Annotated in this window: 16 protein-coding genes; 13 read left to right on the forward strand and 3 right to left on the reverse strand. The window is 47.3% G+C overall.

The annotated features are described in order from the left end of the window. Window positions 1-2: 2 nt before the first annotated feature. Together torT and LSG34_RS08995 are read right to left on the reverse strand one after the other, a co-directional pair. Complete coding sequence (gene torT, locus LSG34_RS08990; protein WP_233008617.1) at window positions 3-1,037, reverse strand: TMAO reductase system periplasmic protein TorT; 1,035 nt, start codon at window positions 1,035-1,037, stop codon at window positions 3-5. A 72-nt stretch (window positions 1,038-1,109) separates the two neighbouring features. Continuing rightward, window positions 1,110-2,381: a DUF3422 family protein gene (locus tag LSG34_RS08995; protein ID WP_233008618.1), complete on the reverse strand. Its 1,272-nt coding sequence runs from the start codon at window positions 2,379-2,381 to the stop codon at window positions 1,110-1,112. Window positions 2,382-2,638: 257 nt separating this feature from the next. On the opposite strand from LSG34_RS08995, the gene LSG34_RS09000 reads away from it, so the two are divergent. Together LSG34_RS09000 and LSG34_RS09005 are read left to right on the forward strand one after the other, a co-directional pair. Continuing rightward, entirely contained in the window at window positions 2,639-3,472 is an 834-nt protein-coding gene (locus tag LSG34_RS09000) for a DNA ligase (RefSeq protein ID WP_233008620.1), read from the forward strand. Window positions 3,473-3,545: 73 nt separating this feature from the next. Then, entirely contained in the window at window positions 3,546-4,169 is a 624-nt protein-coding gene (locus tag LSG34_RS09005; protein WP_233008623.1) for a LysE family translocator, read from the forward strand. Between the two features lie 24 nt (window positions 4,170-4,193). Here LSG34_RS09005 and LSG34_RS09010 read toward each other — a convergent pair whose 3' ends face one another. Beyond that, a complete protein-coding gene (locus tag LSG34_RS09010; RefSeq protein ID WP_233008624.1) occupies window positions 4,194-5,441 on the reverse strand; it encodes a porin family protein in 1,248 nt (415 codons plus the stop codon). 187 nt (window positions 5,442-5,628) lie between these two features. On the opposite strand from LSG34_RS09010, the gene LSG34_RS09015 reads away from it, so the two are divergent. The 11 genes from LSG34_RS09015 to LSG34_RS09065 all read left to right on the forward strand — a co-directional run bounded on the left by LSG34_RS09015 (window position 5,629) and on the right by LSG34_RS09065 (window position 15,230). Next, window positions 5,629-6,267, forward strand: a complete 639-nt coding sequence (locus LSG34_RS09015; protein ID WP_233008626.1) for a methylamine utilization protein — start codon at window positions 5,629-5,631, stop codon at window positions 6,265-6,267. Window positions 6,268-6,308: 41 nt separating this feature from the next. Further along, entirely contained in the window at window positions 6,309-6,806 is a 498-nt protein-coding gene (gene tpx, locus LSG34_RS09020) for a thiol peroxidase (protein ID WP_233008628.1), read from the forward strand. A 55-nt stretch (window positions 6,807-6,861) separates the two neighbouring features. Beyond that, window positions 6,862-7,587, forward strand: a complete 726-nt coding sequence (locus tag LSG34_RS09025) for a type 2 periplasmic-binding domain-containing protein (protein WP_233008630.1) — start codon at window positions 6,862-6,864, stop codon at window positions 7,585-7,587. A 113-nt stretch (window positions 7,588-7,700) separates the two neighbouring features. Continuing rightward, window positions 7,701-8,156: a GNAT family N-acetyltransferase gene (locus LSG34_RS09030; RefSeq protein WP_233008632.1), complete on the forward strand. Its 456-nt coding sequence runs from the start codon at window positions 7,701-7,703 to the stop codon at window positions 8,154-8,156. Between the two features lie 147 nt (window positions 8,157-8,303). After that, window positions 8,304-8,891: a hypothetical protein gene (locus LSG34_RS09035; RefSeq protein ID WP_233008634.1), complete on the forward strand. Its 588-nt coding sequence runs from the start codon at window positions 8,304-8,306 to the stop codon at window positions 8,889-8,891. A 14-nt stretch (window positions 8,892-8,905) separates the two neighbouring features. Next, window positions 8,906-9,292, forward strand: coding sequence for a VOC family protein (locus tag LSG34_RS09040; RefSeq protein ID WP_233008636.1), 387 nt, complete (start codon window positions 8,906-8,908; stop codon window positions 9,290-9,292). Window positions 9,293-9,556: 264 nt separating this feature from the next. Then, entirely contained in the window at window positions 9,557-10,675 is a 1,119-nt protein-coding gene (locus tag LSG34_RS09045) for a flavin reductase family protein (RefSeq protein WP_233008638.1), read from the forward strand. A 4-nt stretch (window positions 10,676-10,679) separates the two neighbouring features. Then, window positions 10,680-11,762 carry a fatty acid desaturase family protein gene (locus tag LSG34_RS09050; RefSeq protein WP_233008640.1) on the forward strand — a complete coding sequence of 361 codons (1,083 nt, stop codon included), beginning with the start codon at window positions 10,680-10,682 and terminating at the stop codon, window positions 11,760-11,762. A gap of 65 nt (window positions 11,763-11,827) precedes the next feature. Next, window positions 11,828-12,631 (forward strand): acyl-CoA thioesterase, encoded by an 804-nt coding sequence (locus LSG34_RS09055; RefSeq protein WP_233008642.1) that lies wholly within the window; start codon window positions 11,828-11,830, stop codon window positions 12,629-12,631. A 227-nt stretch (window positions 12,632-12,858) separates the two neighbouring features. Beyond that, window positions 12,859-14,235, forward strand: coding sequence for an ATP-dependent RNA helicase DbpA (gene dbpA / locus LSG34_RS09060; RefSeq protein WP_233008644.1), 1,377 nt, complete (start codon window positions 12,859-12,861; stop codon window positions 14,233-14,235). Window positions 14,236-14,387: 152 nt separating this feature from the next. Next, window positions 14,388-15,230, forward strand: a complete 843-nt coding sequence (locus tag LSG34_RS09065; protein WP_233008645.1) for a substrate-binding periplasmic protein — start codon at window positions 14,388-14,390, stop codon at window positions 15,228-15,230. Window positions 15,231-15,312: the final 82 nt, after the last annotated feature.

The raw sequence follows: 15,312 nt of genomic DNA on the forward strand, positions 1-15,312 counted from the left end.
GCTCAGGGCGTTTTAGCCGCTAATGGTTGGCGGATCATCCATTGTTGTTTGGGTGCAATGATCTGCTGCAAAGGTAAATGTTCAATACTTTGTCCATCCAAAATCCGTATTTGCGGGCTGACTTGTTTGGCGTAAGGTTGTTGTTCCAGGATCCGCAGCGCCAAATCAATACTGATGCGGGCCTGGATCACAGGCGAATCTGTTGCCGCCGCCAGCAACTGAGCACTTTGGATCAGCCGCACTACCTCTGGATTGGCGTAATACGCCATCACTTCAGTTTTTGTCAGGTTTTCGGCTGAGATAAAATTCTGGGCAACACCAGCAGCGACAGCATTGGCCAGCACATAGTCAGGCTGTTGATGGCTAAACAGCTGCCGCACTAAAGTGGCCTGCGAGAAATTGTCTGTGGCACCATAACCAGCATGCACAAGCTGGACCGGACTCCCTTCTAATTCTTGCTTTAAACCCCGTTCTGCATCCTGCACCCATGCAGCTACAGCAGGGCCGGGAAACCAGGCCAGAGTGGCATTCTGCTGCTGATTGTGTTTTAACAAATACTGGATGCTTTTGGCCGCCATATCCGCAAAAGACACTGAAGAACGGGCCGTAATAGCCGGGCTTTTGATGCCATTAATCAGATCAATCACCGGAATGCCGGAGTTTTTGAGCTGCAAAATTAAGTCATTTAAGCCTTCGCTGGAGATCGCGGCAATAATCAGTGCGTCGGCGTTGTTCGTTACACAATCCTTTAGCTGCTGGCGTTGGCGCGGTAAGTTTTCATAACCTCCGGCTTCATAAATTCCTAATTGCACGCCCTGACGTTTGGCTTCCTCTGCTAAACCCCAGGACACGCCCCACCAGTAATGATCTTTACCATGGGGCAACAAAGCACAGAGCCGCCATGCTTTAGTGACTTTTTGTAGTGGCTGGTACTGCAGCTTCTTACCATCTGCCTGAACGTCAACCGGAAACCAGTTTTGCTCTGCCCATAACGAGCAGCTAAAGCTAAAACCTATCATCAAAAACGCTCTGAACATGAAATCCCCTTTTTTGTATCTGTTTAAAACTAGAGGAGATTTCAGAGCTTAGCGAATAGTCTTTTCGCTTTACTAGTGCTGAGCCAATTTTTTTCGCAAATGCCAGAAATACCAAAGCACCATAGCCACTACCAGCGGAATACTGATGGACTCTATGGTTTTGGCTGGCCACTGCGGGATCCAGTGCACTATGGCTTGCTGAGCTTTGGTGAGGAGTTGCAGCGAGTAGTAGCTGATGGCGACGACCGACAAACGTTCGACCGCACTTTGTAATTTAAGCTGCAAGTGAGCTCTTTTATCCATAGACGATAACAGAGTCTGATTTTGCCATGCCAGCTTTAAGTTGATTTGCGTACGTAACAATTCCGTAGAACGCCCCAAACGTTCGGCCAGTTGTTGCTGACGCCTTAAAATCGACTGGGCTGTACGCCAGGCTGGTGTTAAGCGCCGTTCAGTAAAATGCTGTAATGACATCAGTCCTTCAACAGGCTGTTCATCCAGACTTTTTAACCTGTCCAGTGTCAGTTGATAATAAGCGTGGCTGGCCTGCAATCTGCTGCTGTTCTCTGAGATTTGGTGTTCTGTCTGGGCAGCCAGTTGTATCAGCTCATCCAGCAGTTGCTCGTCATTACCTTGTTTTTGCTCAATACGCGAGGTGATCACCGCCAGTTGCTGCTCTTGTTGTGGCAACTGATGCAGCGCCTGCTTGCAGTAAGGCCAGGCTAAAAGGGCCAGTTTGCGATAATTGCCCAAATCAAACAGCTGCTGCACTAAAGCGCCTAAAGCACTGCGACTCAGGCCGTTATCCAAAACCAGCATGCGGCCTGCGCCTTCATTATGTTTGCGAAAATCAGTCCAAATTCTGGCTTTGCCGTTAAATACCATACTGCTGATTAAATGTTCGCTGACAAAAAGCTCTGTTGGGTCTTGTGTGGCCAGTTGAGCCGGCTGAACTATGCTCAGCTGCACCACCCGAAACAACTGTCCTGGCAAGCTGCTAAACCATTCATTGTCTGGTACTAAATCCTGTGGATCACAAAACAGACTTGGGGCTGTGCCAGTGCGGATAAAGGTATAAGTGGAAAACTCATTGTGCCGCTCCCAGCGCAACCAGCAGTTGCCCAACTCTAGATTGCAGTCTTGTTCATGTGGTTCAAGGTTTTTGCCATGTTGCTGTGCCAACTGTTGCATGGCCTGATATTCAGCAGCGCGTGAAGTGCTGGATAAGGTCAGTACAAACTGACAGAGCTGGCAAGGAGAGTCCAGAGCCGGAAAAAAGCGTTGCTGTAGTTCTTGTTCCAGCAAATCGCGCTGCGGGTGTTGGCGTAAATAAAGTTGAACCATAACAGACTCCAAAACTAAAAAACAAACAAGCGACAGAACAGAAGCAGTATCCGTACCCAGGCATGACAGTCTGATGTCAATTGTTTGATTTTATTGATAAATTCAATCTTATCTCTAAGAGTTTTCTTTGTTAATCAATACCTTGATGTGCTTTTTCTGTACAACAAAGCACTAAAGAAGTGCAGTTTTGTTAACACTTTATTTTCAAATAAGGCGGGCTACACTTAAAACAGGAACACAACAAGGAGGGCAAACCAATGCGGACTTTGTATTTGTCGCTGTGTTGTACGACCATGCTGGCCACTGTACCGGCTTTTGGTCTTGAAACCTTACCTGCGTTACAGCTGGCTCAGTCTTATCAGCAGCAGGAGGTAGTTTCTGACTTTTGGATCAGTGAAAAACTTGATGGGGTACGTATCTTTTGGGATGGTAAGCAGTTGCGTAGCCGCAGTGGGCAATGGATTAAGCTGCCGGACGAGTTACTGAAGCAATTGCCCGCTTTTGCGCTTGATGCTGAATTATGGGCGGGCAGAGGTCAGTTTCAGCAGGTGATGCAGGCTTTACAGCATAGCTCTGGACTTGAACTCTGGCAGGGTATTCGGCTAATGGTGTTTGATGCACCACAACAACCCGGCACTTTTACTGAACGACTGCAGTTTTTAACGCACCAATTGCCAGTTACAGCTTTTGTACAACTATTGCCGCAACAGCAGCTGCAGACAAAAGCTCAGCTTGATGAGCTGTTGCAGCAAGTGGTGGCACAAGGTGGGGAAGGGCTGATGTTGCATCATGCCAAAGCTCATTATCAAAGCGGACGGGTCAGTCATCTACAAAAACTGAAACTCACAGAGGACGCAGAAGCCAGAGTGGTGGCGCATTTACCGGGCAAAGGCCAGTTTACCGGCATGCTGGGCGCATTATTGGTGGAGTTACCAGATGGTCGCCGCTTTAAATTAGGTTCGGGTTTTACTGTAGAAGAGCGCCAAAATCCACCAGAAATAGGGCGTTTAGTCACTTTTCAATATCAGGGATTAACCCATAAAGGCACGCCTCGTTTTGCAGTTTTTGTGCGGGAGCGACCAGAGCCATAAAAAGCCAGTCTGCGGCTCTTGTAGCCGCCTGAACAACCAGACAAAATAGCGACCTTCAGCTGATGAGGTAGCTATGGTAAATCTGGCCTTGATGGGCGCTTTTATTCCAACTTTTTTATTTGTCTCTGTGACGCCAGGTATGTGTATGACCCTTGCTATGACTTTGGGAATGACACAGGGCGTGCGCCGCACTTTATGGATGATGTGGGGCGAGATGTTAGGCGTGGCTTTGGTGGCCATTTTGGCTGTGTGTGGTGTTGCCGTTATGATGCTGCAATTTCCTGCTGTGTTTCAGTGGTTTAAAATCGCTGGTGCTTTATTTTTGGCTTACATCGGCTGGCAAATGTGGTGGGCCAAAGGCAAGTTAGCTATTCCTCAAGCTGGTGTCAGCCGCGAATTGATGCCAAGACGCACTTTATTTAGTCAGGGTTTTGTCACTGCTGTGTCTAACCCCAAGGGCTGGGCTTTTCATATGGCCTTGTTACCGCCTTTTATCGACAGCCAACTGGCATTTTGGCCGCAGTTGCTGGTGTTGGTTTGTATTATTATTTTGTTGGAATTTCTGTCTATGCTGCTGTACGCCAGTGGCGGCAAAGCTTTGGGCGCCTTTTTTCAGAAACAAAACAAAGTGCAATGGCTTAACCGTATCGCTGCCAGTTTAATGTTTGGTGTGGCGCTTTGGATGCTGCTTGGTTAGCGCTTAACCAGCTTAGAAAGAGGCTTACCAACGATAACCAAAAATCAGGCTGCTGGAACGTTGTTTAGCCTCCGCCAGCCAACCATCCCACTGGGTCCTGTTTGGTTGAACACTGGTTAAACTGCTGTGCTCCAACGCAATATTAAAATGGTCTGTCAGTTGATAAGTCCAGTTCAATGTCCAGCTGTGACCTTTGCCGTTGTTATCATCTGTTGGAGTCTGGTCTTTATCTATCACTTCAAAACGGTCGTAACGGGCACTTAAGCTGTGTTGTTCCAGCTGATAGTTCAGCATCAGGTAACTGCTGCGATAATCTGCTACTACTGTATTTTGTCCCATGGCTGTATCGCCATTCAGATACTGCGCCAGTAGCCGCCATTGTTCCGTCAGTTGATGTTGTAAAGCCAGACTGACAAAACGGGTATCCCAGGCATATTGGCCCTCTTTGAACGTAGTGGGTTCGCCTCTGTTGTCATACCAATAGAGCCGGACTTCGGTTTGATCTTTATGCTGCCAGTGCAGTCCTGTGTAGTAGCCGGTTTTATGATCCAGCTCGCGATTAGGTTCCACCCAGGCCGGTTGTTTTTCAACTACACCACCTGTGGCTATGCTGGGGTAATTGGCAAAATCAACCCGCTCCCCAATACCGGTTTGCAGGTTATGCAAAGCAAAACCGCGCCAGGTTAAAATGGAGCCTGCTGGATCATTGCCCTGAAATAACGCGCCTACCCACTGAAAACTATGATCTGATTTAAAAAAACGGCCGGGACGACTAACGGATAATTCAACAGCTCTGGTTTTGATTTCTTCGGCTATCCAGCTGTTAATGGCGGAGAATGAACTGGTATAAGGCGAAGTCCAGGCCAGATCGGTAGTTTCCAGTGACATGGCCGGATAAAATATACCGGCTCTGCCACGTACTCTGTATCCTTCATGGGGCAGAGGACTCCAGTTCAGCCAGGCTTCTGTAACCCCGATACCAGCTTCAGGAGCTCTGTGCCACTGGGCATGCACTATGGCTGAAAAATCAGAATCGGTTTCCAGCTGAGCTACCAGATACTGTGGTCCTGCGCCTGCCTCGGTATGATGGCCCAACTGGCCTGTGCCTTTTTGCCACCACGGTGCTAAATAATGAGCTGTATCATTTTGTTTATTCAGGTAAAATTCGCCGCGACCATGCAGGCTAAGCTGCTCAAAAGCTTGGGCTGTTGCGCTGAAAGGCAAAGTGGATATCAAACTGATACAAAAAAGAGCCGGGCGGGCACTGGACATCCTGTGTTCCTTATTTTTTTATTCTGCTGTGATAGTAGCAGTTAGCTGTGGCCGATAAAAAGCCGCGACTAACAAAAACAGCGGATAGAACAAAGTTTCGCAGCTTTCTCTGGCAGATAATGACAAGCGGCCTAAACTGCTTTAGTTTAACCAGACTTTTGCTACCCCAGACCACGGAGATAATGGAATGACCTTTTTAGCTGCTGTTTTATCTGGTTGTCTATTATTCTGCTTTAGCGCTGGGGCAGTAGCTGCAGTGCAAATTACAGTGACTGATCAGCAAGGCCAACCCCTGGAAGATGCTGCAGTCGAGCTGCTTGACCCGGCAAATAAAACCTTTTCACAAAAAAAAGCAGAAGTGAAACAACAAGACCTGACTTTTATTCCTTTTGTTTCGGCTTACCAAACCGGCACTGCTGTTGATTTTCCGAATATGGATAAAACCCGGCATCACGTGTATTCCTTTTCACCTGCCAAAGTGTTTGAGCTAAAGTTGTATGCCAATAAACCTGAAGCACCAGTGGTCTTTGATCAGGCCGGTATTATCGCTTTGGGATGTAATATTCACGACTATATGCAGGCCTATATTTACGTAGGTGACAGTCCGTTTTTACAGGTAACGGATAACAAAGGCCTGGTGACTTTTAACGATATTCCTGATGGCACTTATCAGCTCAAACTCTGGCACCCATGGCAAAATGCCGACTGGGTGACTCAGCAAGTACAAGTTAAAGACAGCCAGATGATGAGTTATCAGCTGGCTATTACCGCTCAGGAAAAACCAAAGAAACCGAAAAAAGGTTTTGGTGCTTCCTATACTCCCTGATTTTTTAACCTAACCGATTTTTAACTTAAAGGAGCCGACTCATGGCCACAGTAACATTAAAAGGTAATCCATTTCAGACTATAGGCGAACTGCCGGCAGTGGGCAGCAAAGCCCCTGATTTCACCCTGACGGGCGCTGGTTTAGCTGATGTAAAGCTGGCAGATTTTGCTGGTCAACGTCTGGTACTGAATATTTTCCCAAGTGTAGATACACCAACCTGCGCCACTTCGGTCCGTACTTTTAACAAAGCTTTATCAAGCTTAAGCAACACAACGGTGTTGTGTGTTTCTGCAGACTTACCTTTTGCTCAGGCGCGTTTTTGTGGTGCTGAAGGGTTAGAGCAAGTGAAAAACGGTTCAAGTTTCCGCAGTTCATTTGGTAAAGACTATGGTGTGGCATTTTCTACTGGTCCTCTGACTGGTTTATTGTCCCGCGCTGTTGTTGTTGTTGGTACTGACGGTACAGTGTTATACACAGAACAAGTGGCCGAAACTGCTGATGAACCTTCGTACGAAGGCGCTTTGGCTGTCTTAGCTTAAAAAAGTGTAGAGGTCAGAGTCGCGAGCTCTGACCTCGATTCAAAAGAGTCCTGTTATGCAATACAGACTACTTTTAGTTTTTGCTTTGTTTATGCTGCCTCCGGTCTTGGCTGACAGCACCGCCTCGCCAGATAAAATCCTGCGCATGGGTATTCATAATTTTCCGCCTGATTTTGTGGTCAGTGCTGATGGCAAAAGTTGCAGTGGTGAAGGATATCTGTTGGCTCAGCGGGTGTTTGCCCAGGCAGGTTTTAAGTTAAAAGCGGTTTGTACCACACCAGCCCGGATGTATTTGCTATTAGATCAAGGTGAAGTGGATTTTAGTATCAATGTAAAAACCACAGCTGCGATCAGTAAAAAACATAGGTTTATCGAACCCGCTTATATGCCGATGCAGCTGATGCTGTACAGTCATTCACTTAGCTCTACTGCACCACAAGATAAAACAGTGGCCGCTATCCGTTCTTTTGATTATTTAGGTCAGCGTCAGCAATTGCTGCAGCAAGGTTATCAATTAGTGGATATGCCTGACAGTATCAGCGCTGTGCAGTTATTTTTGCACCAACGTACTCAGCATTTGATCAGTTATCAGGGGCCTTTTGTGGCTTATGCCGCTAAGCAGCCAACTGATGTCGTCGTCGATTTAAAACAAAAGAAGCTGGCAGAGATAGATGCCTATTTTGTGGTATCCGCAGCTTCAGCTGATCATCAACGCATTATTGAGGTTTTGCAGCAGCATGCCAAAGTTCATAGCTGCAGTTATCTAAAAGGCTGTGGTTAAGCAGATTTGCTAACCTTTCCGCCCGTTACTCGCCTGAACTTTAAAAACATTGCTTTTTTACCGCTGTTTTTGCTTGAATAGCGGCTTCTTTTTATTCTTCGCAGAATTTTTCTATGTACATCGAAGCTCTAGACCCTTTATCTGCTCCGGCAGCTCATTTACTGGCTTTATCCGATGCTTATATGGCGTCTTTATACCCGGCTGAAAGTAACCATATGGAAAGCCCATCTGCTTTGGCTTTGCCTAATGTGCTGTTTTTGGGGGCTTATCTGGATGGCGAATTAGCAGGTTGTGGCGCTGTTAAACTAATGCATGATGATGGCAGTTATGGCGAAATTAAGCGGGTCTATGTGCTGGACACCTATAGAGGCCGCGGCCTGTCAAAACAGCTGATGCAGGCGCTGGAAGCTCATCTTATAGAGCAGCAGATCCCGTTGGCACGGCTTGAAACCGGTATTTCTCAACCTGAAGCTTTGGGTTTATATGAAAAGCTGGGGTATCAGTACAGGACACCTTTTGGCTCATATTTGCTTGACCCTTTAAGTGTGTTTATGGAAAAACGCCTCTAACCCATGGCTTTTTACCCGTCCCCAAAATAGTTGTATCGACGCTGGTCATCCGCGTATTTTTTAAGCTAAGCTGCTTCTTGTGCCTGATTGATGTACATGTTGATCAGGCTTCCTACTGATACTAAACGGAAACAAGGAGTCTGGTTTATGCGTTTTTATTCTGCTCAATTAGGGATGCTGCTGGCCGCCTCACTGCTGGCAGGTTGTAGCACTTTACCTTCGTCAAACTCACCACTGACTAAATCACCCCCTACTACAATGCCAGCAGAGGCAACTGACTGTGTCGGGACTATCCAAGCGCCAGCTGCTGGTCTGGAGGCAACTTCAGATCCTGAGCTTTTGCAATCTGCTTTAGGCCAGCCTGACAAAGGCCAGCTTTGTATGGGACAAGTCTTTGTGGCTACAGCGCCAGTGACGGTGTATAGAGTCTGGGATCAGGCCAAAAGCTATACGTTGTATGGCCGCTGGTGGTCATTTATGTTACCCAAAGGCCCGACGGATCAGTACAGAGAAGCCAACGCCATTTGTCCAGGCTGGAGCGTATTAAACCAAATGAGCAGTTGTACTTTAAAAGTGGGTAGTAAAATTGTGGTAGGGCCTGGTCAAAGCGCCGATTGTGGCGAAGGTCTGGTGTATCCGAAGTCTGCTGTGAATCAGGTCTATATTAATAACGATTCACGTAATAATGTGCTTTGGGTAGAAAACTGTGACGCAGGCAGTAACTGGCCGCAATAAAGAGGAAGCAGAGTATGCATAAAAGTCGCTTAGCCGCTTTTGTTCTGGATAGTAAAGTGGACGATATTCAGCAGGCCAGTGAATTCTGGAGTCAGGCGCTGGGTTATCAGTTGCTACCTTCCGATCCTGATTGGGCTGAGCGTTATGCTTATTTGAATAACCCATCGTCTGAGCCCAGACTATTGCTGCAAAAAGTGGAGCATCCAAGCCATATTCACCTGGATATTGAAACGGATAATATCCAGGCTGAAGTAGAGCGGTTAAGCAAATTGGGCGCTTTTGTTATCAAACAAATGCCACGCTGGACTGTGATGCAAGCGCCTAGTGGTCATCGATTTTGTGTGGTGATGCCACAACGTGCCGATTTTGGTCAAAACCCTGATGTAAAGCTCTGGCCTTAACCTAAGTTCTCGTAATATTTCTATCACAGCCCTTTGTCCAAAGACAAAGGGCTGTATTTTATTTCCCCGCAATACACTGCCTTTTATTTAGAAAAGTTAACAGTTGTTCACTCATTTTTGTTTTTTAACTTAAATTTGTTATTTAATTAATTTGTTTAAATTCAAATGGTTGGTTTTTAAGTGCCTAGTTTTTACTTTCGTGAAGTGGAGTTATATTTATTTTTAGTGTACAACTGTGCGCTGAAGTTAAGTGGAAGGACCAGTGTGAACAAAACCATCTCTTTATGGGGCCAGAGCCTCTATCGCCAATTTAGTTTAATGCTGGCCAATCAGCCTAAGCTGGGTTATTACCTGCATCCTTTGTTGAACTGGAATAAACCTGCGCTGCATCCGGATTATCACAGTGCCCGCATTGTTGATTTTTGCTGGGAAACCGATCAGATGTTAAGTGTCTGGTTAGAGCCGGCTTCGTCCTGGGCAGGTTTTACCGCAGGTCAGCATATTCTGGTCACTATGCTGCATAAAGGCCGTTATATCAGCCGTAGTTTTAGTATCAGCTCGTCCTCTGCTGTATTTGCGCAGCAAAAACAAATCCGCATCAGTTGCCGTATTCAACCTCAAGGCGAGTTTACTAAAGGTTTAGCGGCAAGCATTTCTGAACTGACTCATTTAAGTATCAGTGATGCGATGGGAGATTTTGTGCTGGAACCTAAAGCTGATACTGCGCTTGAACAGAGCATAGTGATGGTGGCTGCAGGTTCTGGCATTACTCCACTTTGGTCCATATTAAGCAGTGTGCGCTGCTGGACTTCGCCTGTGGTGTTGTTTTATTGCGTCAAAAATACAGCGCAAGCCGCCTTTTTGACTGAGCTAAAACTACTGGCGGCAAAACAGCCTTTATTTGAGCTGCAACTGATTGAAACTGCAACCGCAGGCCGGTTGAACTTAGTGCAGCAATTAAAGGCTAAAACCAGCTTTTCGCTGAGCAAAGCGCAGTACTTCTTTTGCGGCCCAGCGGCTATGAGCCGTCAGTACAAGGACGATTTGATCCAACAAGGCGTGCCATCGACTGCTATTTATGCCGAACTGTTCGGATTGGCCGCTGCTGCATCTGAAGGACCTGTCAAGCAGGCCTTGATGCTGCAGCAGGGAAAAGTGACTGTGGTAGAGGCCGCAGCTGGAGTGCCTTTATTACAGGCGGCTGAGCAACAGGGCTTGACCCCACGTTTTGGTTGCCGGATAGGCGTCTGTTACCAGTGTGTGTGTCAGAAAAAATCAGGTCAGGTGCTGAATTTACGCACAGGACACATCTCAGGTGACGGCCCTGAACAAATTCAGTTGTGTATCAGCGCTGCGCATAGCAACCTGCAGATAGAGTTATAGGATCATGATGAAACTTACAGAACAACAATTGTCGGAACTGGCTGCTGAGCTGGATCAGGTCAAAGCCGGTGTGATAAGTCAGTTGGGGGATAAAGAAGCGCGTTATATTCGCCGTATGTTACTGACGCAGCGCTTGAGCGCCATTTCTGGTCGTGTATTGATGGTGCTGGGGTTTATTACGCCCTGGTTATGGGTGTTAGGTGTTGCGCTTTTGGCACTGGCAAAAATTCTCGACAATATGGAAATTGGGCATAACGTTTTGCATGGGCAATACGACTGGATGAATGACCCTGTATTGCATTCTCAACGTTTTGAGTGGGATATCGCCTGTGACGCTGGTTCCTGGAAACGTACCCATAACTTTGAGCATCACACCTACACCAACATCATCGGCAAAGACCGCGATTTTGGTTATGGCTTATTGCGCCTGAGTAACGACTTCCGCTGGAGGCTGCGTAACTTATGGCAGTTTGCCACTTATCTGGTGTTAAGCACTTTGTTTCAATGGGGCGTGTCTTACCACGAGCTGGCGGGTGAGCGGGTATTTTTTGGTAAAAAGAAACCGGATCGGATCAACAGTGTCAGTCACAGCGATTTGAAAAAAGCCTTTTTTGGTAAAGGAACACGTCAGCTGTTTAAAGATTATGTGTTTTTCCCTTTGATTGCAGGACCTATGTGGTTATGGGTGTTAGCCGGTAATTTAGTGGCGAATATTATCCGTAATTTATGGACCTCCACTGTGATTTTCTGTGGTCATTTCACTGCGGATGTTCATACCTTTACCCAACAGCAATGCGAAGGCGAAAGCCGTGGGCACTGGTACTATCGGCAAATTCTGGGTTCGTCCAACTTTACCGGGCCTCGTTGGTTTCATATTTTAACCGGCCATTTAAGTTGCCAGATTGAACATCATTTATTTCCGGATATGCCCGCTATGCATTATCTGACGGTCGCACCCCAAGTAGAGGCTATTGCGAAAAAATATGGCATTGCTTATAACAGCGGCAGCTTTTTACGCCAGTACGCCACTGTAGTGGCCCGGATTATCAGATATTCTTTTCCTGGTGGCCGCGCCACCGCAGTATAAAAGGTGGCGGCGCTACCAGAGCATAAAAGGTGGCTGTGCCACCAGAGTAACAAAAGGACAGAACTATGTTATTTGCCGATGTAATGCAGCAGTTTAAAGCCGGACAGGCGGATGAGTTACAGATTGAAGTGCCAGAGCAGTGGGGCCAGGGCAGGGCGGTGTTTGGTGGTATGGCATCGGCTTTAGCTCTGGCACATTTGGTGACAGAACTACCGGCAAGTATTCCGCTGCGCTCAGTGTCCGTGTCTTTTGTTGCTCCGTTAAATGCAGGACCTGCCACTGTATCGCGGCGTATTTTGCGTCAGGGCAAGTCAGTCATTCAAGCTATGGTCGAGATCACGCAGCAGGATCAGGTGGCATTAGTACTACTGGCGAGCTTTGGTGCTGAACGTCCATCGGCTTATCAGATTAAAGCGGAAGCAGCGCCAGACTCTGGTACTCAGGTGATGGTATTGCCAAAACAAGGGCCTGCACCGGAATTTACCCGGCATTTTGATTACCATATCACGCGCGGTGTTATGCCATTTTCAGGGGGCACAGGCTCAGAGCTAGGTGGTCTTATCCGTTTTGCTGAAGGCGAAAGCACAGCTGTAGGTGCGCTGGAGTTATTGGCCTTGGTCGATGCCTGGCCGCCGGTCAGTTTAACCTTGCTGAATCAACCAGCTCCCGCCAGTTCATTAACCTGGACTATAGAGTTTATCCAGCCGCATCAGGGCGCTGAAACTAAAGCTCTGACGACGGACTGGTGGTCTTATCTGGCCAGCATTGAACATGCAGCAGATGGCTATCACCATATCGAAGCCAAGTTATGGCAACCCGATGGTCAGTTAGCAGCCATTAGCCGCCAGACGGTAACGGTATTCGCCTAATGCTTACCCAAAGTAATTGACGTTGCAGCGCGACGACAAGTGTGGGAGTCTCCAGGAGCATAGTTGTCCTATGTGACTGGGGCGAGTAGCGCAGTCAACAAAGCTGCGGCTTCAAGTATGAAGGGTAAGTTGCTTAAAATTTATACTCGCTCGGGATTCATGCTTCTGTTATAGTGCGCGCCCTTTTTCCCGTGCCAGTTTCTGTGTCAATAGAGAGTACCCATTTTTTGAGCAACGCCACTTTTACCAGTCTGCCTTTAGCAGAACATTTATTACAAAGCCTTGAGAGTCTTGGCTACAGTCAGATGACCCCTATTCAGCAACAGGCTTTGCCTGCGCTGTTGGAAGGCAAAGACATTCTGGCCAAAGCCCGCACCGGCAGTGGCAAGACAGTGGCTTTTGCCCTGACCTTATTGCATAAACTGGCGGTCAAACGTTTCCGTATCCAGTCGCTGGTGCTTTGTCCTACCCGCGAACTGGCTGAGCAGGTAGCACAGGAAATCCGTCGTTTAGCCCGCAGTCAGCACAATATCAAAGTATTGACGCTGGTAGGTGGTGTCTCTGTTGGTCCACAAATTGGCTCTTTAGAACATGGCGCTCATATTATTGTCGGCACACCGGGTCGGATCCTCGAGATGATCGACCGTAACCTGCTGAACTTGTCTGATGTCGAAACCCTGGTGCTGGATGAAGCTGACCGTATGCTGGACATGGGCTTCGCTGATGATATTGGCGTTATTCTGAAAGCTCTGCCTGCGGATCGCCAAACCTTGTTGTTTTCAGCCACGTACCCGGACAAAGTGAACGATTTAAAACGTCACTTAAAAGCCGATGCTGTGCAGGTTTTTGTTGAAGATGCTGAACAAACTGAAATAGAGCAGAAATTTATTGAAGTAGAAGCCAACGACAAAATTGCTGCTTTAAAGCAGATATTGTCCTGGCATGGCGCCAAGCCCACGCTGATTTTCTCCAATATGCGCAAAGACACTCAGGATATTTGTGATGAGTTGGCGGACGCCGGTTACAGCGTGATGTCGTTGCATGGTGACTTAGAGCAGCGTGACCGTGAACGTGTACTGATGCAGTTTACCAACCAAAGTTGCCTGATTATGGTCGCCACAGATGTTGCTGCCCGTGGTCTGGATATCAGTGCTTTGCCTTTGGTCATTAACTACGATTTATCCAACGACCCTGAAGTGCATGTACACAGGGTAGGGCGTACTGGCCGTGCAGGTGCTGAAGGTCTGGCTTTAACGCTGGTGACTCCTTCACAAATGGGCCGTTTGGCCGCACTGGAAGATCAACTGGGTTTAACAGCACAGTGGGCAGAGTTAACTGCTTATCCTGCTAAAGACGGTGTACCAGCGCGCGCACCTATGCGTACTGTGATGATCGATGGTGGTAAAAAAGATAAAGTACGACCAGGTGACATAGTCGGCGCCTTAACAGGTGAACTGGGTTTGTCCTTTGACCAACTAGGTAAAATCAATGTGCTGGCTATGGTTAGTTTTGTAGCGGTACGCAACGACGTGGCGAGTGCCGCATTAAAGCGTTTAAGCGAAGGTAAAATCAAAGGCCGTCAATTCCGCTGTCGTTTTGTCTGACACTAGCCAGCCTTTTGTATGAATAAATCTGAGCCACCTACGGGTGGTTTTTTTTTACTTATAGTTACAAAAAGTATCTGATGTAAGAGGAAAAATTGCCCGGATGCACTAAGATCAAAGCGGATAGACACTAAAAAATAAAGAGGCCGCTTATGAACGTTCAACACCTTCTATGCAGCGCTGTAGTTTGTCTGCTGTTGTTTGGCTGTACACCTGCTGAAACTCAAAATTCTGCCGTTATTACTCCTGATGCTGTCACTAAAGTGGCAGAAACTCCAGCTGAACCCAAAGCTGCACCCTGCCAGCTAAAACTGGGTTTTGAATCCTGGGAACCCTACCAATACGTTGGATTGGAACAACAAGCCAGTGGACTGGATATTGAAATAGTGCAAGCCGTTGCTGGTCGTATGAACTGTACGCTGGTGCTGCAACATGGTACCTGGCAAGATTTGTTAGGTCAGTTCAGGCAAGGGCAATTGGATGTGCTGTTGGGAGCATCCAAAACACCAGCCCGTGAAGAATTTGCCCTATTTTCAGAGCCTTACCGCGCGGAGCAGTTCCAACTGTTTGTTCGTAAGGATGATGTCGATAAATACAACTTTGACTCTGTGGCACAAATGGTCGCCGCTAAACACAAGGTTGGGCTTATCAGTGATTATTATTATGGTGAACAAATAACCGCCTTGTACAGTGACGATCAAATGCGACCCCAGTTTGTTGAATCAACGATGAGTGAACAAAATATCGCTGTGTTGCTGGACGATCAGGTCGACGCTGTACTGGAAGATAGTTTTGTCGGCGCCGCTATTATCCGGCGCAAAGGATTAGAGCAGCAGGTACAACCTCACAGCATCAAGCTGGAAGAAACACCTATTTATGTGATGTTCAGTAAATCAACTGTGCAGCCGGAGCAGGTCAGCTCCTTTAATCAGGCGCTGCAGCAGTTAAAAGACAGTGGCGATTATCAACAACTGCTCAGCAAGTACCAGAGTTAACTTACTCGTCGTACTTGAAGCGGCAGCGTTGTTGACCGCGCTGCTCGCCCCAGTCACATAGGACAACTATGCTCCTGGGGGC

The sequence above is a fragment of the Rheinheimera faecalis genome, assembly GCF_021290965.1.
Classification (GTDB): Bacteria; Pseudomonadota; Gammaproteobacteria; order Enterobacterales; family Alteromonadaceae; genus Pararheinheimera; species Pararheinheimera faecalis.